Annotated in this window: 20 protein-coding genes, 1 tRNA gene and 1 pseudogene; 4 read left to right on the forward strand and 18 right to left on the reverse strand. The window is 65.4% G+C overall.

The window, feature by feature from the left end; genetic code table 11:
* Positions 1-315: 315 nt before the first annotated feature.
* Positions 316-576, reverse strand: a complete 261-nt coding sequence (locus AAFG16_RS26345; RefSeq protein WP_342730010.1) for a hypothetical protein — start codon at positions 574-576, stop codon at positions 316-318.
* A gap of 257 nt (positions 577-833) precedes the next feature.
* Here AAFG16_RS26345 and AAFG16_RS26350 point away from each other — a divergent pair, with 257 nt between their 5' ends.
* Positions 834-1,028, forward strand: a complete 195-nt coding sequence (locus AAFG16_RS26350; RefSeq protein ID WP_283079299.1) for a hypothetical protein — start codon at positions 834-836, stop codon at positions 1,026-1,028.
* An 83-nt stretch (positions 1,029-1,111) separates the two neighbouring features.
* On the opposite strand, the gene AAFG16_RS26355 is transcribed toward AAFG16_RS26350, so the two are convergent.
* The 8 genes and pseudogenes from AAFG16_RS26355 to AAFG16_RS26390 all read right to left on the reverse strand — a co-directional run bounded on the left by AAFG16_RS26355 (position 1,112) and on the right by AAFG16_RS26390 (position 11,782).
* Positions 1,112-1,258: a hypothetical protein gene (locus AAFG16_RS26355; protein WP_342730012.1), complete on the reverse strand. Its 147-nt coding sequence runs from the start codon at positions 1,256-1,258 to the stop codon at positions 1,112-1,114.
* A 199-nt stretch (positions 1,259-1,457) separates the two neighbouring features.
* Positions 1,458-1,531: transfer RNA gene (locus AAFG16_RS26360), tRNA-Cys, on the reverse strand.
* Positions 1,532-1,587: 56 nt separating this feature from the next.
* A pseudogene (locus AAFG16_RS26365) lies at positions 1,588-1,837 on the reverse strand (sugar ABC transporter ATP-binding protein); the annotation flags it as partial.
* Positions 1,838-1,880: 43 nt separating this feature from the next.
* Positions 1,881-2,615, reverse strand: a complete 735-nt coding sequence (locus AAFG16_RS26370) for a tRNA-uridine aminocarboxypropyltransferase (RefSeq protein ID WP_342730014.1) — start codon at positions 2,613-2,615, stop codon at positions 1,881-1,883.
* Between the two features lie 37 nt (positions 2,616-2,652).
* Positions 2,653-5,757: an efflux RND transporter permease subunit gene (locus tag AAFG16_RS26375; RefSeq protein WP_283079302.1), complete on the reverse strand. Its 3,105-nt coding sequence runs from the start codon at positions 5,755-5,757 to the stop codon at positions 2,653-2,655.
* Positions 5,757-8,906 (reverse strand): efflux RND transporter permease subunit, encoded by a 3,150-nt coding sequence (locus tag AAFG16_RS26380; RefSeq protein ID WP_342730017.1) that lies wholly within the window; start codon positions 8,904-8,906, stop codon positions 5,757-5,759. The genes AAFG16_RS26375 and AAFG16_RS26380 overlap by 1 nt, the downstream gene beginning before the upstream one ends.
* 37 nt (positions 8,907-8,943) lie before the next feature.
* Positions 8,944-10,371 (reverse strand): efflux RND transporter periplasmic adaptor subunit, encoded by a 1,428-nt coding sequence (locus AAFG16_RS26385; RefSeq protein WP_342730019.1) that lies wholly within the window; start codon positions 10,369-10,371, stop codon positions 8,944-8,946.
* Complete coding sequence (locus tag AAFG16_RS26390; RefSeq protein WP_283079305.1) at positions 10,361-11,782, reverse strand: efflux transporter outer membrane subunit; 1,422 nt, start codon at positions 11,780-11,782, stop codon at positions 10,361-10,363. The genes AAFG16_RS26385 and AAFG16_RS26390 overlap by 11 nt, the downstream gene beginning before the upstream one ends.
* Positions 11,783-12,389: 607 nt before the next feature.
* Here AAFG16_RS26390 and AAFG16_RS26395 point away from each other — a divergent pair.
* Entirely contained in the window at positions 12,390-13,424 is a 1,035-nt protein-coding gene (locus AAFG16_RS26395) for a cysteine synthase A (protein WP_342730021.1), read from the forward strand.
* Between the two features lie 83 nt (positions 13,425-13,507).
* Here the strand turns inward: AAFG16_RS26395 and AAFG16_RS26400 are convergent, their stop codons facing one another.
* From AAFG16_RS26400 to AAFG16_RS26420, 5 genes are all read right to left on the reverse strand, one after another.
* Positions 13,508-13,933 carry a DUF805 domain-containing protein gene (locus AAFG16_RS26400; protein WP_342730023.1) on the reverse strand — a complete coding sequence of 142 codons (426 nt, stop codon included), beginning with the start codon at positions 13,931-13,933 and terminating at the stop codon, positions 13,508-13,510.
* Positions 13,934-14,172: 239 nt separating this feature from the next.
* A complete protein-coding gene (locus AAFG16_RS26405; protein ID WP_283079308.1) occupies positions 14,173-14,910 on the reverse strand; it encodes an amino acid ABC transporter ATP-binding protein in 738 nt (245 codons plus the stop codon).
* Positions 14,911-14,921: 11 nt separating this feature from the next.
* Positions 14,922-16,442 (reverse strand): amino acid ABC transporter permease, encoded by a 1,521-nt coding sequence (locus AAFG16_RS26410; RefSeq protein WP_342730025.1) that lies wholly within the window; start codon positions 16,440-16,442, stop codon positions 14,922-14,924.
* Positions 16,439-17,644 carry an ABC transporter permease subunit gene (locus AAFG16_RS26415; protein WP_342730027.1) on the reverse strand — a complete coding sequence of 402 codons (1,206 nt, stop codon included), beginning with the start codon at positions 17,642-17,644 and terminating at the stop codon, positions 16,439-16,441. The genes AAFG16_RS26410 and AAFG16_RS26415 overlap by 4 nt, the downstream gene beginning before the upstream one ends.
* Before the next feature lie 19 nt (positions 17,645-17,663).
* Entirely contained in the window at positions 17,664-18,680 is a 1,017-nt protein-coding gene (locus AAFG16_RS26420; RefSeq protein WP_283079311.1) for an amino acid ABC transporter substrate-binding protein, read from the reverse strand.
* A 390-nt stretch (positions 18,681-19,070) separates the two neighbouring features.
* On the opposite strand from AAFG16_RS26420, the gene metC reads away from it, so the two are divergent.
* A complete protein-coding gene (gene metC / locus AAFG16_RS26425; protein ID WP_342730029.1) occupies positions 19,071-20,255 on the forward strand; it encodes a cystathionine beta-lyase in 1,185 nt (394 codons plus the stop codon).
* Positions 20,256-20,389: 134 nt separating this feature from the next.
* A complete protein-coding gene (locus tag AAFG16_RS26430; protein ID WP_342730031.1) occupies positions 20,390-22,081 on the forward strand; it encodes a Na/Pi cotransporter family protein in 1,692 nt (563 codons plus the stop codon).
* Between the two features lie 19 nt (positions 22,082-22,100).
* On the opposite strand, the gene AAFG16_RS26435 is transcribed toward AAFG16_RS26430, so the two are convergent.
* From AAFG16_RS26435 to AAFG16_RS26450, 4 genes are all read right to left on the reverse strand, one after another.
* Positions 22,101-22,439: a lipid-A-disaccharide synthase N-terminal domain-containing protein gene (locus tag AAFG16_RS26435; RefSeq protein ID WP_027557997.1), complete on the reverse strand. Its 339-nt coding sequence runs from the start codon at positions 22,437-22,439 to the stop codon at positions 22,101-22,103.
* Positions 22,436-23,170 (reverse strand): glycosyltransferase family 2 protein, encoded by a 735-nt coding sequence (locus AAFG16_RS26440; RefSeq protein WP_342730034.1) that lies wholly within the window; start codon positions 23,168-23,170, stop codon positions 22,436-22,438. Before AAFG16_RS26440 ends, AAFG16_RS26435 begins: the two co-directional genes overlap by 4 nt.
* 65 nt (positions 23,171-23,235) lie before the next feature.
* The gene (locus AAFG16_RS26445) at positions 23,236-24,081 is read right to left on the reverse strand and encodes a phosphatase PAP2 family protein (protein WP_342730036.1); all 846 of its coding nucleotides are present in this window, start codon (positions 24,079-24,081) and stop codon (positions 23,236-23,238) included.
* A 1-nt stretch (position 24,082) separates the two neighbouring features.
* Positions 24,083-25,825 (reverse strand): glycosyltransferase family 39 protein, encoded by a 1,743-nt coding sequence (locus AAFG16_RS26450; protein ID WP_283079316.1) that lies wholly within the window; start codon positions 25,823-25,825, stop codon positions 24,083-24,085.
* Positions 25,826-25,848: the final 23 nt, after the last annotated feature.

The raw sequence follows: 25,848 nt of genomic DNA on the forward strand, positions 1-25,848 counted from the left end.
GGGGCCCGCGATTTGGGCAAGCGGCTGCACAAAAACTGTTCGTGCGCGATGCACGCTAGAGCACGCAATTCCGAATTCGGGCGACCCACATTATCCTGAATGGCGCATCAATTGGCGCGACCCGAGAATCAGATGATGAAGTTATTTGACATAGATATGACGGCGGACGACAGGAACGCGGCGTGCGGCCGACACATCTATGTCTGTATCCACAGTACTCCACAGGCTGTCCGCAGCATATCCACAGGCTGATCATGCCGGATTCGCGAGCTCGCGCAGGCCACTTGCTGCGCACAAAACCACAGGTCAGCTATGTCAGCCGCCAGCCTGATCGAACACGCTGCGGCAAGCCTCGCTCAAGCTTGACCGGTTACGGCGCAGGCAGGCCGTGATGGCGCGGACATTGGGGATTTCGCCGGCGCAGAGCCGGTAGACGTCGGGCGTGCAGGCCCGGCGCTGCTCGGGTGTCCCCTGCGCCTGGGCGGCGGAGGCAAACAGTGTCAGGAACCGTCCGACGGTCGAGGCGCGACGCGCCCGGCTCTTCACACCCGCAAACCGCAAGAACCTCGCCTTCATGACCGGTCTCCCGCTCTGCCCTGCCCGACCGGCCTGCGTTGGCCGGTGTGTGAAGGGGTAGGAGAAATAAACCGCCGAGAATGTGATCTCTTTCACACTGGCGACGAGCCCCGGCTGCCTAGATTTGCGCGGGGATTTTTCAGGAATCGCTAACCAATCGGGCCGTGATCGTCGGATCGTTAAAATTCGAACGATCGGCTCAATTTGGAAACAAACCGGCTTTGCGACATTCGCCCTTCGAATTGCCGGAGGGTGCGATGAGCGAAGCCGAATTCAACTTGCTGCTGGATGCCGTCCGGGACGCCATGGTCCATCAGGATTTTGCGCCCGCGCCGGAGGAGGAATTCGTGCCCCGCTCGTGGAGCTTCAACGCGATGCCCAAGGCCGCGAATGACAATGAGGGCGCCTGGCCCCTGCTGCCGTTTCCGGACGGCTGGTACGCGGCCGGCTGAGGCCACTTTCATCATGAGCCAATGCGCCCGCGATTAGCGGGCGTTTTGCTTTTGGCCATGCGCCGAGCCCGGCGCGGCCGCGATCAGGTCTTGACGCGCTCCTCGCCGTCCTGCGGCACCCTGTCGGGCACAGCCGGCGGGAAGATGCTGTCATAGATCGCGCGGGCCTCGCGAATGAGACGGGCCCGCTCCAGCTCGGATTTCGGGACAAATCGGACGATGTCGCCCACGGCTGCTCCAGCGCTCGGGTGATGGGAATGCATCACTTCGCAGATGCGAAGTCTATGCCATCGGGCCTGAATCGCTGGTGTTCGCCAAGCCCCGGGCGAATCCGGTGGCGCAGCCCTGCCCGCCCGGCGGGGCCTACACGCGCGGCAGGCGGAACCCGCGCCGAAATGCATTTTATGCTGGAAGATCAGAAGCTTGTGATGGAGGCCACGACCAGAATTGAACTGGTGTACACGGTTTTGCAGACCGTTGCGTAACCACTCCGCCACGTGGCCCCGTAAGGGCGGACCAATATAGGGGATCAATGGCTTAGGCAACCCCGACCGGGTGCCTACGTCCTGGCCCCGCCGAGATAGCAGCCAAGAATCTCCTCGGCCGCGCCGGAAGCCGCGATCCGCCCCTCCTCCAGCAGATTCGCGCAATTGCAGGTCGCCTTGATGAGATCGACATCATGCGAGGCCAGCACCAACCGCGGTTGCGACCGCGAAGATCAGGCGCAGCATCATGCCACTGGAATAGGTGCGCAGCGGCAGGTCGAGCCGGTCGCCGAGCTCGGTGAACTCGGCGATCTCCGCTCCCCGCCTGGCACGGTGCAATCAATCGTACGGTGGATGTGAGCTGGAGTCAGGCTCGTTTGCGACGCCTGAAGTCGCGCCGGCGGCCCTTTGGTGCAGGCTTGGGCGCCAGTTCCGGCATCTCGGCCTGGACCTCGCGGTAGCGCGTTAACAGCCGCTCAAAACTCGCGTGCAGGGTCTCGGCGATATCGGGACGCCGCTCGATGCCGGCCAGGATCGTCGCCGCGGCCTCGATGGTCGACAGGCCATCGCTGCGCGGCTCGCGGCGCAGACGCCCGTAGCGCGAGGGATGTGCCGGGTTGAGGATCACGCGCTGGCATTTGAGCATCCAGGGATTGCGCCACCACAGCGCCTTGGCCTGGCTCCAGGTGCCGTCGAGCAGCACCACGCCTTCGAGCTTGCCAAGGATGGCACGCTGATTTTCGGCGACCTCGCCCTTGCGGTTGAGCGCCACGATCTCGCCCTCGGCGTCGAGATCGGCGGCGCGGGCCGAGCCGAGATAGAGCACGGCCCAGCGCGCGGCGTTCTCGACCGGCCGGCCCAGCGCCTTGGACAGGCTGGGCCAGGACAGGCCGACGCGCACGGTGGCATCGGCAAAATGCTTCGCCAGCAGGCGCGCGGTGCCGAGCGCCCTGTCCTGCTCCTGCGGATGCTGGAGGATCAGGAGTGAGAGCCGGTTCTCAATCGGCGTGACGCTGTCGCAGATGCACAGCGGCATCGGCTTCTGGCAATGCGGGCATTCGGGGATCGGCTCGGCCGGGGCTGCGGCTGTAGGGTTCGACATGAGCGCCGCTATACGCTCCGCGCGGCGCTTCAACAACCTATTCCGCCGGCGCAGGCAGCGGGCGCGGCTCGGAGCGGCGGCGCAGGCGGTCGATCAGGAGATAGATCACCGGCGTGGTGTAGAGCGTCAGGATCTGCGAGACGAACAGGCCGCCGATGATGGTGATGCCGAGCGGACGGCGCAGCTCGGTGCCCGGGCCGGTCGCGACAACAAGCGGAATGCCGGCGAACAGCGCCGCCATCGTCGTCATCAGGATCGGACGGAAGCGCGCCTGGCAGGCCTCGAAGATTGCTTCTGCCGAGGACAGCCCGCGCTGGCGCTCGGCATCCAACGCGAAGTCGACCATCATGATGCCGTTCTTCTTGACGATGCCGATCAGGAGGATGATGCCGACGAAGGCAATCACCGTCAGCGGCGTGTTGGTGATCTGCAAGGCCAGCAGCGCGCCGAGGCCAGCCGAGGGCAGCGTCGAGATGATCGTCAGCGGATGGGCGAGACTCTCGTAGAGCACGCCCAGCACGATATACATCGCGACCAGCGCGCCGAGGATCAGAAGTGGCTGGCGGCCGCTGGTCCTGGCGAAGTCGCCGGCATTGCCGTCGAAGCTGCCGCGGATGCCCTCCGGCATGTGCAGCTCCTCGACGGCGCGCTGGATGTTCTGCGTCGCGCCCTGGAGCGGCACATTGGGCAAGAGGTTGAACGACACTGTGGTCGAGGGGAACGACTGCGAATGATAGACCGCGAGCGCAGCGAGCCCGCGCGTCGCATGCACCACCGCCGAGAGCGGCACCTGAGCGTCACCCGCGCCGGCGACGTAGATGCGGTCGAGGTTGGACGGATCGACCTGGAATTTGGGGTCGATCTCCAGCACCACCATGTACTGGTTGCGCTGGGTGTAGATGATCGAGATCTGCCGCTGCGAGAAGGCGTTGTTCAGGGCATTGTCGATGTCCTGGACGCGGACGCCGAGCGCCGAGGCTTTTTGCCGGTCGATCGACAAGGTGAGCTGAAGCCCGCCGGGATCGCGGTCGCTGGAGATGTCGGTGATGCCCTCGACGCTCTCCATGCGCTTGGCGACGATCGGCGCCCATTTCTGCAGCAGGCCGAGATCGGTGCTGCTCAGCGTGTACTGGTAGTCGGAATCGCTCTGCCGCCCGCCGGCGCGTACGTCCTGGGCGGCGAACATGAAGAGGCGGATGCCGGGCACGGGAAACAGAGCGCGCCTGAGGCGATCGATCACGACCTCGGTCGAGACGTGGTTGCGTTCCTCCGGCGGCTTCAGGCTGATGAACATGGTGCCGCGGTTCGAGGTCGCAGCACCCGGCCCCCCTCCGCTACCGACGGTCGAGCCGATGCCGGCGACCGCCGGATCCTGCATCACGATGTCGGCGAGCCGCTGCTGCAGGCTGAGCATCGATTGGAACGAGATGTCGGCCGAGGCGCGCGTCGCGCCGATGACGAAGCCGGAATCGTCGGTCGGGAAATAGCCCTTGGGGACCTTGATGTAGAGCGTCACCGTCAGCGCGATGGTGGCGAAGAACACCAGCAACGTCAGCAGCGGGAATTCCAGCACCGTGCGCAAGGTGCGGGCATAGAAGGCGACGATGCGCGACAGCGAGCCCTCGATCAGCCGGTCGAACAGCGTCGCGGTACCGGAGGTGGTCTGCCGGATGTAATGGGCGCAGATCATCGGCGTCACCGTCAGCGACACCAGCGTCGAGACTAGGATGGCGAAGGTCAGCGTCAGCGAGAATTCGCGCAGGAGACGGCCGACGATACCGTCCATGAAGATCAGCGGGGTGAAGGCGGCGATCAGCGACAGGCTGATCGAGACCACGGTGAAGCCGATCTGCTTCGCGCCCTCCAGCGCCGCCTGCATCGGCCGCATGCCGTGCTCGAGGTTGCGGAACATGTTCTCGATCATGACAATGGCGTCGTCGACGACGAAGCCGACCGAAATCGCGAGCGCCATCAGCGACAGATTGTCGATCGAGAAGCCCGCGACCCACATGCCGGCGCAGGTGCCGGCCAGCGCCAGCGGCACCGAGATGCCGGCGGCGATCGTCGGCGTCAGCCGGCGCAGGAACACGAACACCACGACCATCACGAGGATGGCGGTCGCGAGCAACGTCCACTGCATGTCCAGCACGCTGGCCCGGATCGTGCTGGTGCGGTCGACCAGCGTGGAGATGTCGACGCCGGCCGGGATCCATTGCTTCAGCTCGGGGATCAGCGCCTTTACCCGGTCGACGGTGTCGATGACGTTGGCATCACCCTGCTTGGTGATCTGGATCAGCACCGCCGGCTGCTTGTTGAACCAGGCGATGGAGCGAGCGTTGCGGACGGAATCCTCGATGTCGGCGACGTCGGAGAGCCGGACGAAATTGCCGTTCGAGCTCTTGATGACGATGTCGCGGAACTCCTTCGCCGTGCGCATCTGCTTGTTCAGCGACAGCGTCTCGCTCTGACGCTCGCCGTTGAAGATGCCGACCGGGCCAAGCGGATTGGCGTTGATGATCGCGGTCCGCACGTCGTCAGTGGCGATGCCGGCATTCGACAGCGCCACGGGGTTGAGCTGCACCCGGACCGCCGGCTGGTCGGCGCCCGACACGGTCACGTCGCCGACGCCGGGCACCTGCGAGATGCGCTGCGCCAGCACCGTGTCGGCGACGTCGTAGATGGCGCTGGCCGACAGCGTCTTCGAGGTCAGCGCCAGAACGAACACGGGCGCGCCGGCCGTGTTGGCTTTGCGGAAGCGCGGCAGCGTCGGCAGGTCGCTCGGCAGGTCGACCAGCGCGGCGTTGATCGCCGCCTGCACGTCGCGGGCCGCCTTGTCGATGTTGCGGCCGATGTCGAACTGGAGCTGGATGTTGGTGACGCCGAGCGACGACGTCGAGGTGATCTGGTTGATGCCGGCGATCTCGCCCAGCCGCCGCTCCAGCGGCGAGGCCACCGTCGCCGCCATCACCGACGGATCGGCGCCCGGCCGACTGGCCGAGACGAAGATGGCGGGAAAATCGACGTTCGGGACCGAGGCGACGGGAAGGAACTCGTAGGCGACGACACCCAGCAGGAACAACCCGATCGACAGCAGCGTGGTCGCGACCGGGCGGCGGATGAAGGGCTCCGAGATCGATGCCATCACTGCATCCCCTCGGTGGCGCCTGCGACCGGCGGCCCGCCGGATTCGGCCGGCGGCAGCGCCTGCTCGAGGCGGCGGTTGATGCGGTCGAGCGCGAGGTAGATCACCGGCGTGGTGTAGAGCGTGAGCAACTGGCTCAGCAGCAGGCCGCCGATGATGGAGATGCCGAGCGGGAAGCGCAGCTCGGCGCCGGTGCCGCTCTCGATGGCGAGCGGCAGCGCGCCGAACAGGGCTGCCAGTGTCGTCATCATGATCGGCCGGAAGCGCAGCAGGCACGCCTGCACGATGGCCTCGTTGGGCGACATCCCCTGCCCGCGCTCGGCTTCGAGCGCGAAGTCGATCATCATGATCGCATTCTTCTTGACGATGCCCATCAGGAGGATGATGCCGATCAGGCCGATCACCGAGAGATCCTGCCCGCACAAGATCAGCGCCAGGATGGCGCCGACGCCGGCCGAGGGCAGCGTCGACAGGATGGTGATCGGATGGATGTAGCTCTCATAGAGCACGCCGAGCACGATGTAGATCGTGATCACCGCCGCAAGCAGCAGCCAGGGTTGGCCGGCGAGTGCCTTGGAGAATTCGGCGGCATCGCCGGCATAGACGCCGACGATGCTGTTGGGCATGCCGATCCGGGTCTCGATCGTCGTCACCGCCTCGACCGCATCGCCGAGCGCCGCGCCCGGGGCGAGGTTGAAGCTGAGCGAGATCGACGGGAATTGCGCCTGGTGCGAGATCGCGAGCGGTGCCGTGGTGCGCTTCAGTGTCGCCACCGCCGACAGCGGCACCTGGGCGTTGGGCGCGCCGGCGATCGCGCTCGCCGCGCCTGGCAGATACAGCTTCGACAGGATCGAGGGATCGCGCTGGTACATCGGCAGCGCCTCCAGCACCACGCGGTACTGGTTGGCCTGGCCGTAGATGGTCGAGATCTGCCTTTGTGCAAAGGCATCGTTCAGTGTGTCGGTGATGCCTTGCAGGCTCACGCCCAGCTGGCCGGCGCGGGTGCGGTCGACATCGAGCTGCGCGCGCAGACCGCCCTCCTGCGCCTCGGAGGAGACGTCGCGGAACAAGGGATCGCGCCGCATCTCCGTAACGAGCTTGCGCGCCCATTCCGACACCAGCGCCGCATCGGTGCCGGTCAGCGTGTACTGGTATTGCGAGCGGCTCGACTGGGTCGAGATCTGCACGTCCTGCACCGGCTGGAAATAGACCGTCATGCCAGGGATGGCGGAGACCCGCTCCTTCAGCCGGTTCACGACCACGCTGACATCGTCGCGCCGCTCGCCGCGCGGCTTCAAGGTCATGACGAGCCGTCCGACATTGGTGGTCGGGTTGACCGAGCCCGCGCCGATCACCGAGACGACGCCGACCACGTCAGGGTCGGCCTTGATGGCGTCGGCGGCTTCAGCCTGCCGCTTCTGCATCTCCGCGAACGACACGTCCGGCCCCGCCTCCGTCACCGCCGTGATCGAGGCGGTGTCCTGGAGCGGCAAAAAGCCCTTTGGCGCGACGATGTAGAGAACGAGGGTTGCGGCCAGCGTCGCGAAGGTCACGACCAGCGTGGCGCGCTGGCGCTCCAGCACCCAGAGCAGCGTGCGGTGATAGAACTCGACCGTGCGGTCGATGAAGCGGCTGATCGCGGCGAGGCCCGGCACCGCGAGCTCCTCATGCGCATGCCGCAGCAGCCGCGAGCACATCATCGGCGTCAGCGTCAGCGAGACCACGGCCGAGGTTACCACCGCGATGGTCAGCGTCAGCGCGAACTCGCGGAACATGCGGCCCACCAGGCCCGACATGAACAGCAGCGGGATGAACACCGCGATCAGCGACACCGTCAGCGAGATCACCGTGAAGCCGATCTCGCTGGCGCCCTTCAGTGAGGCCTCCATCGCGCTCTCGCCGTTCTCCATGTGGCGGACGATGTTCTCGATCATGACGATGGCGTCGTCGACGACGAAGCCGGTGCCGATCGTCAGCGCCATCAGCGACAGATTGTCGAGGCTGAACCCGGCGAAATACATGATGCCGAAGCTCGTGATCAGCGACAGCGGCAGCGCGACGCCGGCGATCAGCGTGGCCCGCAGCGAGCGCAGGAACAGCAGCACGACGAGCGTCACCAGCACGACGCTGAGGATCAGCGTGAACTGCACATCGCGCACAGAGGCGCGGATGGTGACGGTACGGTCGGAGACAATGGTGAGGTTCACACCGGCCGGGATCGCGCGCTGCACCTTGGGGATCTCGGCGCGGATCTGGCTGACCACGTCGATGACGTTGGCGCCGGGCTGGCGCTGGATGTCGATGATGACGGCCGGCGAGCCCTGGTACCAGCCGCCGGTGCGGTCGTTTTCGAGCCCGTCGACGATCTGCGCAACGTCGGCGATCGTGACCGGCGAGCCGTTGCGATAGGCGATGATGACAGGCTTGTAGGCTTCGGCAGCGGCGATCTGGTCGTTGGCGGCGATGATGTAGGATTGCTGCGCGCCGTCGAGCGAGCCCTTCGGCCCGGAGACGTTGGCATTGGCGATCGCGGTGCGCAAATCCTCCATGGCGATGCCATAGGCGGCAAGCCGAGCCAGATCAGCCTGGATGCGCACGGCCGGCTTCAGCCCGCCGAGCACGGAGACGCGCCCGACGCCAGAGATCTGGCTCAGCCGCTGCGCCAGCAGCGTATCGGCGATGTCGCTCATCGCCCGCAGCGAGATGGTGTCCGAGCGCAGCGCCAGGGTCATCACCGGCGCATCCGCCGGGTTCACCTTGGCGTAGGTCGGCGGGTAAGGCAGCGTCTTGGGCAGCACGCCGGCGGCCGCGTTGATCGCGGCCTGCACGTCCTGGGTGGCGCCGTCGATGTCGCGGTTGAGATCGAACTGGAGCGAGATCTGGCTGACGCCGAACGAGCTCGTCGAGTTCATCGCCGACAACGATGGGATCTGGCCGAGCTGTCGCTCCAGGGGCGCCGTGATCAGCGAGGCGATCACGTCGGGGCTCGCGCCCGGCAGCTGCGTCGTCACCTGCACGGTCGGGAAATCGACCTGCGGCAGCGCGGAGACCGGCAGCGCGAAATAGCCGAGGGCGCCGCCGATCAGGAGCGCGATGCCGAGCAGCGAGGTCGCGATCGGACGTCGGATGAAGGGTTCGGAGACACCCATGGGTTACGCCTGCCGCTTCACGCGGCTGTTGTCGGGATCATGGCTGCTTGGCTCCAGCTCCCGATGAGGCCCCCGGCCCCGGTGCAGGTCCTGTCTGGCCCTTCTGGTCGCCTTCGCTGCTCTTGCGCTTGGCGTGGAACTCGCCGTCCTTGGCTTGTCCGTCCTTTTGCGAGTCCTTCTGACCGTCGGTCTGGCTGTTCTTGGCACCGTCTTTCTTCTGCGCATCGCCCTGCGGCCCGCGCGAGCGCTTGCGCGGAGCGAGATCGGCCGACGGGGTCTGGTCGTCGCGGCCGATGACGACCTTGGAGCCGTCGGACAGATTGGCAAAGCCTGTCGTGACGACCTTATCGGTCGGCGACAGGCCGCTCGCGATCACGGCGTCATGCTCGTTCTGCTGCGTCACCGTCACGGGCTTGGCCGAGACCACATTGTCCTCGCCGATGACGTAGCTGAAGGTGCCGATCGGGCCGCGCTGCACCGCCGAGGTCGGCACCACGAGCGCTTGCATCAAGGTCTCGACCTTGAGGCGGACATTGACGAACTGGCCTGGCCAGAGCTGGTAGTTGGCGTTGGGGAACTCAGCCTTGAGCCTCAGTGTGCCGGTGGTCTGGTCGACCTGGTTGTCGATGCCGGTGAGTTTGCCGGTGTCGATCACGGTGACGCCGTCATTGCCGAACACGTCGACAGCGAGCGTGCCCTTTGCGGCGGCCGCGTTGACGCGCATGATCTGCTGCTGCGGAAGGCTGAACCACACCGCGATCGGCTGCAACTGCGTGATCACCACGAGGCCCGTGGTGTCGGCGGCGTGGATGATGTTGCCCTGGTCGACCTGGCGCAGGCCGGCGCGGCCCGACAGTGGCGCCACGATCTTGGTGTAGCTCAGCGTCGCCGCAGCGTTGTCGATCGCTGCCTGGTCCGCCTTGACCAGCGCCTCTGTCTGCGCGACCAGCGCGCGCTGGGTGTCTGCCTGCTGCTTGGAGCCGGCATTGGAGGCAGCGAGCTGCTCGTAGCGCGTCAGGTCGATGCGCTGGTTGGCGAGCTGGGCCTGGTCCTGCGCCTTCTTGGCAACCGCCTGGTCGTAGGTCGCCTGATAGAGCGCGGGATCGATCTCGCCGAGCACGTCGCCCTTCTTGACGTCCTGGCCTTCGGTGAAATTGACCGCGATCAGCTTGCCGTCGACCTGCGAGCGCACGGTCACGGTGTTGAGTGCGCGGATCGCGCCGACGCCGTCGAGAAAGACCGGGACGTCCTGGATACGTGGGGTCGCAGCCAATACCGGCACGGGCAGATCGGGCCGCTGGTTGCGGTTGTTCGCCTGCTGCTGCTGGTGCATCGCGCTCCAGCCGATATAGCCAAGGCCGCCAAGGATCGCGAGCGTGACCAGGGTCATGACGAAGCCGCGGCCGCGCGACTTTTTCGCCGTCCCCTCTTTCGCGCTTTCCTTCTTATCCGGCTTAAAGAGCATTGACCGGTTTCTCCATGCGCGGCTCCCAGCCGCCGCCGAGCGCCTGATATAGGCTGACGATGGCAAGAAGCCGTGCGAGTTGGGCCTGCCACAGCGCGTCTTCCGCCTGAAATAGTGTCTGCTGGACGTTCAGCACGGTCACGATGTCGGCGGTGCCGGCGCGCAATTGCTGCTCGGCGAGATCGAAGGCGCGCCGGGACGAGGTGACGACATCGCGCTGCAATTGCAGCTTGATCGTGGTCTGCTTGATCGAGTACAGCGCATTGTCCACGTCGGCAAAAGACTGGACGATGGTCTTGCGGTAGGTCTGGAGCAATTCATCCTGCCGCGCCTTCGCGAATTCGAAATTGCCGAGGATCTTGCCACCGTCGAAGATCGGCTGCGTCGCGCTGCCGACGAGCTGGAAGAACGCCGCATGCGGCTGGAACAGCGACACCAGCGCCGAGCTCTGATAGCCGCCATTGCCGGTGAGCTGGATGGTCGGAAAGAACTGCGCGCGGGCATTGCCGATGTTCGCGGTGGCAGATGCAAGCTGCGCCTCCTGCCGGCGGATGTCCGGCCGCTGCGTCAAAATCTCCGACGGCAGGCCCGGCGTGACCTTGGGGATGCCGATGTTGTTCAGCGAGCCGCCGCGCACGCGCACGCTCTCCGGCGGCCGCGACACCAGCACGGCGAGCGCATTCACATTCTGGTCGAGCGTCTGGCGCAGCGGCGGCACCGACGCCTTCTGGTTGCCCAGCACGCTCTCCTGCTGCGCGACGTCCAGATCGGTGCTGGTGCCGGCCTTGCGGCGCTCCTTGATGGCATCGAGGATGCGCTGTGCGCTCGCAATGTTGTTCTGCGCGGTCCGCAGGCGGTCCTGCGAGGCCAGCACCTGGAAATAGGCGTTGGCGACGGCTGCAAGCGTCGTCAGCGCGACGACGTCACGATCGAAGCGGTTGGCGTTCGCCGTCTCTTCCGCCGTCTGCAGCGCATCGCGATTCTGGCCCCAGAAATCGAGCTGATAGCTGGCGCTGAGGGAGGCCGAATAGTTGACGACTTCGCGCCCGCCGATGGACAGGCCCGAGGCGCTCGAGCCCGAGGTGCGCGAATAGGTCTCCTGCCCGGTGCCGGACAGGCTCGGCAGCAGTGCCGCACCCGCCTGCCGCGCCTGGGCATCCGCCTGGACGATACGCGCGACGGCGGCGGCGATGTCGAGGTTGACGGTCTGCGCCTCCTCCATCAGTTGCGTGAGCTCGGTGGAGCGGAAGCCGCGCCACCAATCCAGTGACGGCGGCGCATCGCCCTTGCCCGCATATTTGTACTGCGTGGGAACGTCGAGCGCGGGATCCGGGAGATCCTGGGTCAGCACGCAAGCCCCGGAACTGGCGGCGAGGCACAGCACCGCAAGCCAGCGCGCGGCATGCCGCATCCGGGGTGCAGACTCTGGGGACCGCCGCACGGCGATCGCAGAAACATCCTGTGTCACATCCACCCCCCGCCGGGCAGATCGAACCGCCACCGCCGAGCCGGATTAACCGATTCGCGGCGGAACAGTCGGGGGGCGTTGGATAACTCGCTCACAGGTGATGCTTCCTCGGAACCGTGGGATTCATACTAGCCGGGTGCGGAACACCGGGACAGTCCCGCAGGTGCGAGATGGTTGGCCGAGCCCATCGATATTGGAGCTGCGAAAATGCAAGATATGCCTGTCTTGCACAGACTTTTTGTATTTTCGAGCCGCAGCAAAGCGTGCTCAAGCTTACTAAGATTTCATGTGATATTGGCGCCACACCTGCGCGGAAGCCGTTTGATCCGGCTGCACCAGCAACAACCTGCAACATGCTGCTTTGGCTCCGTCTCAAGCGCGCATGGGCGGTTCTCGCAAGGCCATCGATGATCGCAACTGAACGCGTCGCTGCCGCACATGTAGGTCCTCCGTCCTCCGCGCGCCGCAGCGCAAAAGCCTTCCCCTTTGGCCTCCCAAGCACTAGGTTCTGGCCAACCAGATCAACCCCTTGCCAGTGATTTCCCCCGATATGACCACTCGAAACGACGTTGTCGAAGCCATCGGCAACACCCCGCTGATCAAGCTCAAGCGCGCCTCGGAGTTGACCGGCTGCACCATCCTCGGCAAGGCCGAGTTCATGAATCCCGGGCAGTCGGTGAAGGACCGCGCAGGCAAATGGATGATTCTGGAGGCCGAGAAGCGCGGCGAGCTCAAGCCGGGCGGTCTCGTGGTGGAAGCGACCGCCGGCAACACCGGCATCGGCCTTGCGGTCGTGGCGAGCGCGCGCGGCTACCGCACGCTGATCGTGATCCCGGAGACGCAGAGCCAGGAGAAGAAGGATTTTCTGAAGCTCTGCGGCGCCGAGCTGATCGAGGTGCCGGCCCTGCCCTATGCCAATCCCAACAACTACCAGCATGTCGGCCGCAGGCTGGCCGACGAGCTGCGCAAGACCGAGCCCAATGGCGTGCTGTTCGCCGACCAGTGGAACAATCTCGACAATGCCAAGGCGCATTACGAGTCCACCGGACCGGAGATCTGGGAGCAGACCGGCGGCAAGGTCGACGGCTTCGTCTGCTCGGTCGGCAGCGGCGGCACGCTCGCCGGCGTCAGCCGCTATCTGAAAGAGAAGAACAAGGACGTCCGCATCGCCTGCGCCGATCCGCACGGCGCCGGCATGTACGAATATTTCCGGACCGGCGATGCCAAGGCGACGTCCGGCGGCTCGATCACCGAGGGCATCGGCCTCAACCGCGCGACCGCGATCGTCGAGACCGCGAAGGTCGATGACGCCTATCTCATTCCCGATACCGAGGCGGTCACCGTCATCTATGAGCTGCTCCAGCACGAGGGGCTCTGCCTCGGCGGCTCGACCGGCATCAACATCGCCGGCGCGATGCGGCTCGCAAAACAGCTCGGACCCTGCAAAACGATCGTGACCGTGCTGTGCGATTCCGGCAGCCGCTATCAGTCCAAGTTGTTCAACGCGGACTTCATGCGCGCCAAGAACCTGCCCGTGCCGGAGTGGCTCGAGAAGCGCAGCAACATCAAGCCGCCGTTCGTCTAGGGGCCGCTGGTTGCGGCCGCCGGCGTTGTTGTTTTGAGCATGATCTCTTCGGAAAACCGCTTCACGCTTTTCCGGATCATGCTCTAAGCGTGGCGGTCGCCAGGCCAGAACAGCAGCACCAGTGTCAGCGCGAGATTGACGATGCCGCCGACGACCGTGCCAATATGCTCGGCGCCGACCGCATAAGCCGGAAATTTTAGCGCGACGACGTAATCTACGGCCATTAGCGCGAACCAGGCCGGGACCACGCAGACCGGATCCCAGCCGATATCGCGGAAGCGCATCGAGTACAGCGTGATGGTCGCCAGCACGAAGACCACGATCGCCGCGATCATTCCTGGGCCCTTCAGGAGATCTTCCGTGCGAACACTCGCCGGGCTGACATTGCGCAGCGCCGATGTCGCGACCGCAAAGCAGAGCGCAGCCATCACGACCGCGAGCGCGAGCGTGGCGAGGAAGAACTTCAACCGTCCCAGGCGGGTATTGAAGCCAAATACGAGGTCGAGCACAGGCGCCCCCTTTTTGCGCCATAGGCGCAGAAAGAGCTTTCGAACGGGTGAAGTGGCCGAGGTGCAACCTTGGATATGGTTGCGGGGAGGTTATGGGACCCGGGACAAGTTGAGCCGAGCCGCGGTGCCATAGGGTGGGCAAAGCGCAAGCGTGCCCACCCTTTGTTGCGGCCGCGAGAGATGGTGGGCGCGGCGCAAGGGCGCCTTTGCCCACCCTACGGCGGCTACGGCAGCGCGCTTCACCGCAAGATCTGGCTCAAAAACAGCTTCGTCCTGGCATGCTGCGGGGCCGCAAAAAACTCGTTCGGCGTGTTGGCCTCGATGATCTGGCCGGCGTCCATGAACACGACGCGGTTGGCGACCTCGCGGGCAAAGCCCATCTCGTGGGTGACTACCAGCATGGTCATGCCTTCCTCGGCGAGGTCGACCATGGTGTCGAGCACCTCCTTCACCATTTCAGGATCGAGGGCCGAAGTCGGCTCGTCGAACAGCATCACCTTCGGATTCATGGTCAGCGCGCGGGCGATGGCGACGCGTTGCTGCTGGCCGCCGGACATCTGGCCCGGAAACTTGTTGGCCTGGTGCGGGATCTTGACCCGCTCCAGGAATTTCATCGCGGTCGCCTCGGCGTCCCTCTTGGGAATGTTGCGCACCCAGATCGGCGCCAGCGTGCAATTGTCCAGCACAGTCAGATGCGGGAACAGATTGAAGCTCTGGAACACCATGCCGACCTCGCGGCGCACGGCGTCGATGTGCTTGAGGTTCGGCCCGAGCTCGATGCCGTCGACGACGATCTCGCCCTCCTGGAACTCCTCCAGCGCGTTGATGCAGCGGATCAGGGTCGACTTGCCCGAGCCCGAGGGCCCGCAGATCACGATGCGCTCGCCCTTTTGGACCTCGAGGTCGATGTCACGCAGCACGTGGAAGTCGCCGTACCATTTGTTCAGGCCGGAAATCTTGACGATGGGCTCGGACATGGTGACCTCGATCAGTTGCGACGGTGGGCGTTGAGACGGTGCTCGACGAAGAGCGAGTAGCGCGACATTCCAAAGCAGAACAGGAAATAGATGATACCGGCGAAGGCAAAGCCGGTGAACAAGGTCGACGGCGTCGACCACTTCGGATCCGCGAACGAAGCGCGCAGCGACCCCAGCAGATCGAACAGCGCGACGATGGAGACCAGCGAGGTATCCTTGAACAGCGAGATGAAGCTGTTGACGAGGTTCGGGATGACGTGGCGCAGCGCCTGCGGCAGCACGATCAGCGACGTCGTCTTCCACCAGGACAGCCCGAGCGCCGCCGCCGCCTCGCCCTGCCCGCGCGGGATCGCGGCGAGGCCCCCGCGGACGTTCTCGGCCTGGTAGGCGCCCGTGAACAGCGCGATCCCGATCAGCGCACGGACGAGGCCGTCGACGGTGAAATTGCCCGGCAGGAACAGCGGCAGCATGTAGGTGGCGAAGAACAGCACGGTGATCAGCGGCACGCCGCGCCAGAACTCGATGAAGGCGATCGAGAAGATCCGGATCAGCGGAATGCTGGACCGGCGGCCGAGCGCCAGCGCAATGCCGATCGGCAATGACGTGACGATGCCGGCGACGGAGACCACCAGCGTCACCAGCAGACCGCCCCAGAGCCTCGTCTGCACGACCGCCAGTCCGCCGTGATCGAGCCCCATCAGCTTGATCACGATGGCGACGGCGATGAACGTCACGATGCTCCACGCCAGGGGGCGCCATCCCGTCCGCACGCCGCCGCCGAGGACAAAGGCGATCAGCGAGACGACGGCCGTGGTGATCGCAAAATCGGTCCAGACCGATTGGCCCGAACCCTCGAGCTGGTCACGCAGCGAGGTCAGTGGAAAGATCAGCCAGTAGATTGCCTTGCCGACCAGCAGGATGAGGTTGCCGACGGCCCACAACAGCGGGGCGATGGCCGAGGTCTTGCTGAGATTGAGCAGGACCTGCCCGGCGCCGATGATGCTGTCGTCGAACAATTGCAGCAGGCCCGCCGTCCAGCTCACGCCGAAGCCCGAGATGCCGCCGCCATGCAGCAGGAAGAATGCGACGACGGGAAAGGCGAAGAAGAACAGGCTGGCGTTCACCCCCTTCGCTGGCAGGCGCGGAACGAGCATCGGCACCAGCAGGACCGCCGCCAGGGCAAAGGTGAGGTTGACGCGCCAGCGCTCGGCCTCGGGATAGAAGCCATAGATCAATTGCGGCAGCTTGGCCTGGATGTACGGCCAGCAGGCGCCGACCACAAACCCCGCGTTCTCGGTCAGGCACGCCGCGCGGTCACTGCCGGTCCAGACCGCGTCGACGAACAGGAATCTCACTGAGGGAACGATGGTGAACCAGAGCAACAGGGCACTGATGATGGTAATCAGGATGTTGGTCGGCGAGTTGAGCAGGCGCGTGCGCACGAGGCCAATGAAGCCTGTCGTCTTCATCGGGGCAGGACGCTCGGTGAGCAGATCCTGCCGGACATAGGCGGATGAGGTGATATCGGTCATGCGCCGAGGCTCCGGCTGACGCGCCAACCGTAGACGCTCATGATAGCGCTGGTGAGCAGCGAGATCAGAAGATAGACACCCATCGTCATGGCGATGATCTCGATCGCCTGCCCGGTCTGGCTCAGCGACGTGCCGGCCCATACCGAGACGAGGTCAGGATAGCCGATCGCGACGGCAAGCGAGGAATTTTTGGTGAGATTGAGATACTGGTTGGTCAGGGGCGGAACGATCACGCGCATCGCCTGCGGCACGACGATCAGCCGCAGCGTGGCGCCGCGGCTGAGGCCGAGCGAGGACCCCGCCTCCATCTGGCCCTTGTGGACGGACAGGATGCCGGCGCGGACGATCTCGGCGATGAAGGCGGCGGTATAGGTCGACAGCGCCAGCGTCAGCGCCACGAACTCCGGAATGATGCGCGAGCCACCGGCGAAATTGAACCCCTTGAGCTGCGGCAGCTCGACGGTGAAAGGCAAACCGAACACCAGTATGGTGGCAAGCGGCAGGCCGAACAGCAGGCCCAGCACATAGGGCCAGATGCGGATCACCTGTCCGCGTTGGAACAGGGCGCGCCGCGCGTGGATGCGCAAGGCCAGCGACGCGACGATGCCGAGGGCCAGCACCGCAAGGAACGGGACCAGGCCGCTTCCGCCGATCGGTGATGGAATGACGAGGCCACGATTGCTGATGAAGGCGATGCCCAGCAGCGAAATGCTTTGCCTGGGATTGGGCAGCGCCGCGAGCACCGCCAGGTACCAGAACAGGATCTGGAACAGCAGCGGCAGGTTCCGGATGATCTCGACGTAGATCTCGCCGACGCGCGACAAGAGCCAGTTCGGCGACAGCCGGCACAGCGCGACGATGAAGCCGATCACGGTGGCGAAGAAGATGCCAACCACCGAGACCACGAGCGTGTTGAGGAGCCCGACCACGAACACGCGCAGGAACGTGTCCGAGCCGGTGTAGGAGATCAGGGTCTGGTTGACGTCGAAGCCGGCATTGTTGCGGAGGAAGCCGAAGCCGGCGGCGATGTGCTGGTTCTCGAGGTTGGCGCGGGTGTTGGAGACGATCTCGTAGCCGATCCAGCCCAGGATCGCCGCGAAGGCAAACTGGACGACGACGCCGTTCCAGCCTGCCTTGCCGCCCAGAATGCGCCTGATCTTCAGCGCGATCTGGGCCGGCGGTTTTCGAGCCTCGGTGCTCATCGCCGCGGATCAGGCGGGATCAGCGGATCGGCGGCGCGTACTGGAGACCCCCCTTGTTCCAGAGATTGTTGAGACCGCGATTGATGGCGAGCGGCGAGCCCGAGCCGACATTGCGGTCGAACACCTCGCCGTAATTGCCGACCGCCTTCACGATCCGGACCACCCAGTCCTTGGTGAGGCCGAGCTGTTCGCCAAAATTGCCGTCGGTGCCGAGCACGCGCTTCAGCTCCGGATTTTCCATCTTGGCCTTCTCGTCGACGTTCTTCGAGGTGATGCCGAGCTCTTCGGCGGTGACCATCGCGAACAGCGTCCACTTCACGATGTCGAACCACTGGTCGTCGCCGTGGCGCACCATCGGTCCGAGCGGCTCCTTCGAGATGATCTCGGGCAGCACCATGTGGTCGTTGGGATTGGCGAGCTTGAGGCGGTTGGCGTAGAGGCCCGACTGGTCGGTGGTGAAGACGTCGCAGCGACCGGCCTCATAGGCCTTGACCGTCTCGTCGTTGGTGCCGAACGCGATCACCTCGTACTTCATGTTGTTGGCCTTGAAGTAGTCGGCGAGATTCTGCTCGGTCGTGGTGCCGGTCTGCACGCAGACCGAGGCGCTGTTCAGTTCCAGTGCGGAATTCACTTTGAGCGACTTCTTCACCATGAAGCCCTGCCCGTCATAATAGGTCACGCCGGTGAAGTTGGCGCCGAGCGAGGTGTCGCGCGAGATGGTCCAGGTGGTGTTGCGCGAGAGCACGTCGATCTCGCCGGATTGCAGTGCCGTGAAGCGATCCTTGGCGGACAGCGGCACGAACTTGATCTTGGTCGGATCGTTGAAGATGGCGGCGGCGACGGCCCGGCAGAGGTCGACGTCGATCCCCGTCCAGTTGCCCTTGTCGTCGGGCGAGGAGAAGCCCGGCAGGCCCTGGCTGACACCACAGGACAGCGTGCCACGGTCCTTGACGGTCTTGAGCGTTTGCGCACCGGCGGTCTGGGCAGTCAGGCCGGCGGCGAGAGCGAGAGTGAGAGCCAGGGTTACGCGTTTCATGGGCTGAAGGCCTTTCAAGGTCGTCTCAAGGAACATTGTCTCAGGAATCGTCTCTGCCAGGACTAGGCGTCGCAGGACTAGCCCTGCAAGAGTCATGCTGGAAAAGCTTGCCGAACACCCACCCATCCCGAGAGGCCATAACCTAATCCCCGCCGCAGGCGCCCGCCTTTGTGGCTGTGGCGCAAGGTCCGGTCAGACGATGGATCGAAGGTCGCGGCTGCCCCTCAACATGCGGCGACTGAATAGCACCTGCGCATAGGAGAGCGGCTGGCGGGCCGGGTCAAGGGGTTGACGGGACTCTTCTGTGTTCTGTTATTAACGACAGCGGCCTTTCGGCCAGCCCGCAGGCGCGACGCGCGCCAGCGGAAACGCTTTTTTGAAAGCAGACGCATGGATTCCTCGCATCCCCTTCAGCAGCAGGCCGAGACCCGGCTGGTGACCTCCGGCCGCGACACCAAGGCGCAGAAGGGCTTCGTCAATCCGCCGGTGTTCCACGGCTCGACCGTGCTCTATCCGACCGCCGAGGATCTGCACGCCCATCGCGGCGAGTTCACCTATGGCCGCCACGGCTCGCCCACCACCAAGGCGTTCCAGGAGACGCTGATGGCGCTGGAGGGGCCGCAATGTGCCGGCGTCGGCATCGTTCCGTCGGGACTGTCGGCGATCTCCACCACCCTGCTCTCGGTGCTGAAGACCGGCGACCACATCCTGGTCTGCGACAACGTCTATCGGCCCTCGCGCAATTTCTGCAACGGCATGCTGACCCGATACGGCGTCGAGACCACCTATTTCGATCCGCTGATCGGCGCCGGCATCGAAAAGCTGTTCAAGCCGAACACGCGCGCGGTGTTGGTCGAGGCGCCGGGCTCGCAGTCGTTCGAGATGCCGGACATTCGCGCCATCGCCGAGGTCGCGCATGCCAAGAGCGCGCTCGTCATCGACGACAACACGTGGGCGACGCCGCTCTATCACTGTTCGCTCGAGCAGGGCGTCGACATCAGCATGCAGGCGGCCACCAAATATATCGGCGGCCATTCCGACATCATGTTCGGCACCATCTCGGCCAATGCCAAGGCGTGGCCGATAGTTTCAGAAGGAATCCGCCTGCTCGGCGTCTGCGCCGGTCCGGATGACGTCTTCCTCGCGCTGCGCGGCCTGCGCACGCTGTCGGTGCGGCTCGCGCAGCATCATCGTTCCGGGCTCGATATGGCACGCTGGCTCGCTGATCGGCCCGAGGTCGCGCGCGTGCTGCATCCGGGGCTGGAGACCGATCCCGGTCACGCGATCTGGAGGCGTGACTTCACCGGCGCCTCGGGCCTGTTCAGCATCGTCCTGAAGCCGGCCCCTCAGAAGGCCGTCGACACCATGCTCAACACGCTAAAACTGTTCGGCATGGGTTTTTCCTGGGGCGGCTTCGAGAGCCTTGCGATTCCCTTCGACTGCGACGCCTATCGCACCGCCACCAAGTGGGCGCCGGGCGGCCCGACTCTCCGTCTCCACATCGGGCTCGAGAGCACCGACGATCTCAAGGCCGATCTCGATCGCGGCTTCGCTGCCCTCAAAGCGGCAATGTGAGCCTCGTCACAAGGCATCGCGCCGCGGGAACGAGCAACCTACGCAGGTGTTAACGCCGATGCGCCAACAAATGGTTTGAACCTCAAGCGTTTGGCGCTAGCCTCACCAATCGACTCTCGATCCGGACACGGAGAATGGGAACGTTGGTTCTGCTCGATCTGATGGGCGGCGTTGCGCTGCTGCTGTGGGGCCTGCACATGGTCCACAGCGGGATCCTGCGCGCGTTCGGCCCGGACCTGCGGCGGCTGCTCGGCAAGGCGCTCGGCAACCGCTTCAACGCGTTTGCCGCCGGCCTCGGGCTCACCGCACTGCTCCAGAGCAGCACGGCGACCGCGCTGATCACGAGCTCTTTCGCGGCCGAAGGGCTCGTCAGCCTCGCCGCAGCGCTCGCCATCATGTTAGGGGCCAATGTCGGCACGACGCTGATCGTGCAGGTGCTTTCGTTCAATATCGCGGCGGTCGCGCCGGTGCTGTTCGTGCTGGGGCTCGTCGCCTTCCGCTCGGGCCCACGCTCGCGGATCAAGGACATCGGCCGTGTCTGCATCGGCCTCGGCTTGATGCTGCTGTCGCTGCATATCCTGCTCGACACGTTGGCGCCGGCGGAGAACGCGCCCGGCATGCGCGTCATGATGTCGGCCATCACGGGCGATCCCGTCCTGTGCATCGTCATCGCCGCACTCATCACTTGGGCGGTGCATTCGAGCGTCGCCAGCGTGCTCTTGATCATGTCGCTGGCCTATTCGCAGTTCATCACGCCTGACGCGGCGCTCGCACTCGTGCTCGGGGCCAATCTCGGTAGTGCCATCAATCCGGTGTTCGAAGGCGCGAGGCGCGACGATCCCGCGAGCTACCGCCTGCCGGTCGGCAATCTTATCAATCGCATCGCCGGAATCGCGCTCGCCCTGCCATTCCTGAACGTGATCGCCGGGCACATGCATGCCTGGCAGCCCGATCTCGCCAAAATGACGGCGGCCTTCCATGTTGCCTTCAACGCCGGTACGGCCGTCATCTTCATCGGGCTGCTCGATGTCATGTCGCGCGTCCTGACCCGGCTCTTGCCTGATCGCATCCAGGAGGCCGACCCGGCCCGGCCGCGCTATCTGGACGAGAGCGCGCTGGAGACGCCCTCACTGGCGCTCGCCGACGCCGCCCGCGAAACCCTGCGCATGGGCGACCTCGTCGAGGTCATGCTGCGCAAGGTGATGGCCGCGATGATGACGGGCGACCGGGCGCTGGTCGACCAGGTGACGAAGACCGACAATGCCGTCGACGGCCTCGACGAGGCGATCAAGCTCTACTTGACGAAACTGACGCGCGGCAGCCTCGACGAGAGCGAGGGCCGGCGCGCAATGGAGATCATCTCCTTCGCCATCAACCTCGAGCATATCGGCGACATCATCGACAAGAATTTGAGCGAGCTTGCCACCAAGAAGATCAAGCGGCGCCTGCAATTCTCGGTCGAGGGCGCCGAGGAGCTCGCCGCCTTCCACAAGCGCACGATGGACTCGCTGCGCATCGCCTTCGGCGTGTTCATGTCGGGCGACGCCAACGAGGCGCGCAAGCTGCTGGTGGAGAAGACCACGCTTAGGAACACCGAGCTCGCCGCCGTCGAACGCCATCTCGACCGCCTGCGCGAAGGCCGCCCCGAGACCATCGAGACCACCTCGCTGCATCTGGACGTGTTGCGCGATCTGCGCCGGATCCATTCGCATATCTGCTCGGTCGCCTATCCCGTGCTGGAGGCGGCCGGCGAGCCCTATCGCCGGACCGACGCGGAAGCCGCCGCCCTGCCCGCCTCAGGCGCGGCTTCGGCATTGCCGCGCTAGGACCTCGGAGATGCTCGGATCAGCGATCCAGCGTCTTTGACGCGCGGCCGCGGTTCTTGATGATCAGCATGATGTTGCGGACATAGATGATGGTCGCGAGCGCCTGGCCGAGGATGATCACGGGTTCGCGCTTCACGACGCCGTAGACCAGCGTCATCAAGCCGCCGCCCATCGAGCAGAACCAGAACGCCATCGGCACCACGCTGTTGCCGGCGCGCTCGCTCGCGATCCACTGCACCAGGAATCGCGCGGTGAAGAACAGCTGCGCGACGAGGCCGAACGCCAGCCAGAAGTCGAACTTGGCGACGAAGACGTCGTAGAGATAATTGCTCAGCGCCTGACCGTATTGAATGATCATGCGTTCACCTCAGTCACATCTGGTGTCGGCTTCTTGCGGCGGATCAGCCACCACACGCCGGCGAGATCCATGATGCCGATCCACAGCCGGTCGAAGAAACCATAGTTCGACACGCCGGAGTGGCGCGGCCGGTCGATCACGTCGACATAGGCAATATCAAAGCCTTCGCGGCGGACCAGCGCCGGCAGGAAGCGATGCAGCCCGTCGAAATAAGGCATCATCAGGAAGATCTCGCGCCGAAACGCCTTCAAGCCGCAGCCGGTATCACGCGTGCCGTCCTTGAGGATCGCGTTGCGGACGCCATTGGCGACGCGCGACTGGAGTTTCTTGAAGCCGGTGTCCTTGCGGCCGACGCGTTGTCCCGCGGCGAGCCCGACCTTGCTGTCCTTTTCGACCGCCGCGATCAGATCCGGCAGGAACGCCGGGTTGTTCTGGCCGTCGCCGTCGAGCGTCGCCACGATCGACCCGCGCGCCGCGCGGACGCCGCTGCGCACCGCCGCCGACTGGCCGCCCGACCTGGCGTGGCGGAGCTGTCGCAGATTGTCCCGCTGCTTCATCATCGCCATCAGGCGCTCGCCGGTGGCGTCCGTCGAGCCGTCATTGACGTAGATGATCTCATAGGCCCAGCGGCCATCGAGCGCCGTGCCGATCTCGGCGATCAGCGGCGCGATGTTGTCGGCTTCGTTGCGCACGGGAACGACGATGGAAACCGAAGGCTGGGACGTCGACAAAGGAGGCTCGTGGTTGGAATGGGGCCTGCCCTCAAGGAACCTGCGGTCCCAGGAAGCAGCCGCTTTTATGGGGCGGATGCCCCGCGGGCAACCCTTTTGAGACGGCCCGAATCTGCCCCGGGAAGAGGCACAATGGTGCCGTCGGCCCGAATGGCGAAGGCGAGCCTGCGGGCCGCGAACCAGTAGCGGACCGCCATGGCGCCGACCATGCCCAGCAGGGCCCCGGCCGTGACGTCGCTCGGGTGGTGCGCGAGCAGCACGAGACGCGTCAGCAGGATCACGATTGCGTAGGTGAACATGAACACGCGCAGCCGTGGCCACAGTGCCGAGACCGCAAACGCCAGCGCAAATGCCGTGATCGCGTGCCCGGACGGTAGACTGGCATGAGCCCCCGTTCCCTCGAACGGGACGAAATTGAACGGATCGGCCGTGCCACCGACGAATGGGCGCCCCCGGCCGATGATGTATTTCAGAACCTCCCCGGCGAACACGGACAGGGCAACAGACAGAAACAGGAACTGGAGCCGCGTGCCAAAGCCGAGCAGCAGCGCGCGGCGTGTTCCGTGAAGCCCGGCCGCAACGAGCGCCACGCCCACCAGCGCAGCGCCGAGCACCGAGAGCACATACTCGTCCTTGCCGAAATCGGTGAGGATGCGGATCGACCAAAGGCTTGGCGTGCCGCGCGCCGGCATCAGCAGGATTTCGGTCCGGTCGAACGCGACCATCAGCACGACGATCAAGGCCGCGCCCACCGCGCTCAGCCACAGCGAATGCCGCGCCAGTTTGCGTGCGGCAGCGGCGCGGCGCGAATGCGAGGGGGTTCGCACGAGCTGCGCCAGCGCGCGCCCGGAGACGGCGAGCAATTGCGCCGGATAGCCCGCACGCGGCGCGATGTCGGTCGTCCCAGGCATCCTACTCAGTGCCTTCCGAGCGGAAGATCGAGATCGAAATCGGCCGCCCTTGCGAGAAATTATAACCGTCGATGCGCGCGCCGACCTTGTAGCGCAGCCCGATCGCCTCGGCGCGCTGCACAAAGCTGCGCTCCGAGCGCTGCTCGATCAGCGCGAAGCGGCAGCTCCCCTGCCGCAGGAAATCCGCCGCCCCCGAGCCGTCGGTGAGCAGCGTCTGCGTGCCCGTGAGGAACACGAGGCTCGGCTCGTGATAGCCGGCAGCCGCCGCCTTCGGCCCGACACAGCTGACGTTGCGCAGCGCGCGCGCCACCTCGATGCTCGGAAACAGCGGGGTCAGCGATGGCAGCACGATGCCCCAGACCACGACTGCCAGCATCAGGGCGGCGACCAGCGCATTGAGCACCGAGCGCTCGGCGCGATTGGCGTCGAACAGCCACCAGGCGAACAGGCCGAAGATCAGCGAGGCCGCGATGAACGGCCAGGCGACAAAGGCCGGCTGCCGCGTCAGCATGACCGCACCGACCACCGCGATGATCGAGCCGGCCACGGGGATCGCGAACCACCAGGCCGAGCCGCGCGCGAGCCAGGAGCGCGACAGCACGTTCCGCTCCAGCGCGCCGACGGTGAGGATCGCGATCGCGGGATACAGCGGCAGCACGTAATGCGGCAGCTTGGTCAGCACCGCCTCGAACACGATCCATGACGGGATCAACCAGGCCAGCAGGAACTGCGCGCCGGGCTCGCGCCGCGCCCGCCACACCGCAGGCGCCGCCATCGCCGCGAGTGGCGCGCCCGGCCAGAACGTGATCCAGAACAGCGCGAGGTAAAGCCCGGGCGGCGCGCCATGGGATTCCTGGGCGCCGATCTTGCTCAACATGTCGCCGCCGACGGAGTCCGCAAAGAAGGCCTCGCCCGCGCGCCAGAAGATCGCGATGAACCAGGGCAGCACCAGCACCAGCATCCACATCAGCCCCCAGACGGGGCGCAAGCGCCACAGCCAGGAGGAATCGCGGTCCAGGATCGCGAGCGCGACGATGGTCAGGCCGGCGAACATCAGGATCAGCGGGCCCTTGATCAGGATGCCGACCGCAAGCGCGGTCCAGAAGATCGCGGGCCAGCTCCACGGCGGATGCGTCTGGTCCTCGGCGCGCTGCCAGGACAGATAGGCGCGCGACATCGCGCCCATCGCGGCGGTCACGCACAACAGCAGCATCGCGTCGGTCTTCGCCAGCCGCGCCTCGACGCCGAGCAGCACGGAGGCGCACAACAACAGCGCAGCGAGCACCGCGGCGCGCCGCGTGACGAAGCCGAGCGCCGCCCAATAGGTCATGAGCACCGCGCCGATCGCGCCCAACAGCGAAGGAATGCGGTAGACCCAGATCCGCAACTCGGCCTTCGGCAATTTGAGTGCCGTGGCAATTTCAACCGCGGCCGATTGCAACCAGTAGATGCCGACCGGCTTCTTGTAGCGGACGTCCTCCTGGAAGCGGATGTCGACATAGTCGCCGCTCTCGACCATCTGCTTGGTCGCTTGGGCAAAGCGCGCTTCGTCGCGATCGACCGGCGGGATGGTGAAGAAGCCCGGCAGGAACAGCAGCAGCGCGCACAGCACCAGGAAGCCGGCCGCGCGGGCATGGCTGGACGTGACGACGTCGAGCATCGACACCAGCCGGCTGCCCGGATTGACGGGCGTTTTCGGCTCGCGGGGCGCTCCAAAACGGGGAGTTGGATAGGTCTCGGCCATTGGTTCCGCTTACGCTGAAACCG

This window comes from Bradyrhizobium sp. B117, assembly GCF_038969555.1.
Taxonomy (GTDB): domain Bacteria; phylum Pseudomonadota; class Alphaproteobacteria; order Rhizobiales; family Xanthobacteraceae; genus Bradyrhizobium.

Bases quoted from the DNA above. Each gene is read 5' to 3' on its own strand.
- AAFG16_RS26450 (WP_283079316.1), bottom strand. From the start codon at position 25,825: ATGGCCGAGACCTATCCAACTCCCCGTTTTGGAGCGCCCCGCGAGCCG.
- AAFG16_RS26390 (WP_283079305.1), bottom strand. From the start codon at position 11,782: ATGCGGCATGCCGCGCGCTGGCTTGCGGTGCTGTGCCTCGCCGCCAGT.
- AAFG16_RS26430 (WP_342730031.1), top strand. From the start codon at position 20,390: ATGGGAACGTTGGTTCTGCTCGATCTGATGGGCGGCGTTGCGCTGCTG.
- AAFG16_RS26410 (WP_342730025.1), bottom strand. From the start codon at position 16,442: ATGACCGATATCACCTCATCCGCCTATGTCCGGCAGGATCTGCTCACC.
- AAFG16_RS26370 (WP_342730014.1), bottom strand. From the start codon at position 2,615: ATGTCGAACCCTACAGCCGCAGCCCCGGCCGAGCCGATCCCCGAATGC.
- AAFG16_RS26415 (WP_342730027.1), bottom strand. From the start codon at position 17,644: ATGAGCACCGAGGCTCGAAAACCGCCGGCCCAGATCGCGCTGAAGATC.
- AAFG16_RS26395 (WP_342730021.1), top strand. From the start codon at position 12,390: ATGACCACTCGAAACGACGTTGTCGAAGCCATCGGCAACACCCCGCTG.
- AAFG16_RS26385 (WP_342730019.1), bottom strand. From the start codon at position 10,371: ATGCTCTTTAAGCCGGATAAGAAGGAAAGCGCGAAAGAGGGGACGGCG.
- AAFG16_RS26350 (WP_283079299.1), top strand. From the start codon at position 834: ATGAGCGAAGCCGAATTCAACTTGCTGCTGGATGCCGTCCGGGACGCC.
- AAFG16_RS26435 (WP_027557997.1), bottom strand. From the start codon at position 22,439: ATGATCATTCAATACGGTCAGGCGCTGAGCAATTATCTCTACGACGTC.
- AAFG16_RS26345 (WP_342730010.1), bottom strand. From the start codon at position 576: ATGAAGGCGAGGTTCTTGCGGTTTGCGGGTGTGAAGAGCCGGGCGCGT.
- AAFG16_RS26380 (WP_342730017.1), bottom strand. From the start codon at position 8,906: ATGGGTGTCTCCGAACCCTTCATCCGACGTCCGATCGCGACCTCGCTG.
- AAFG16_RS26445 (WP_342730036.1), bottom strand. From the start codon at position 24,081: ATGCCTGGGACGACCGACATCGCGCCGCGTGCGGGCTATCCGGCGCAA.
- metC (WP_342730029.1), top strand. From the start codon at position 19,071: ATGGATTCCTCGCATCCCCTTCAGCAGCAGGCCGAGACCCGGCTGGTG.
- AAFG16_RS26375 (WP_283079302.1), bottom strand. From the start codon at position 5,757: ATGGCATCGATCTCGGAGCCCTTCATCCGCCGCCCGGTCGCGACCACG.
- AAFG16_RS26420 (WP_283079311.1), bottom strand. From the start codon at position 18,680: ATGAAACGCGTAACCCTGGCTCTCACTCTCGCTCTCGCCGCCGGCCTG.
- AAFG16_RS26405 (WP_283079308.1), bottom strand. From the start codon at position 14,910: ATGTCCGAGCCCATCGTCAAGATTTCCGGCCTGAACAAATGGTACGGC.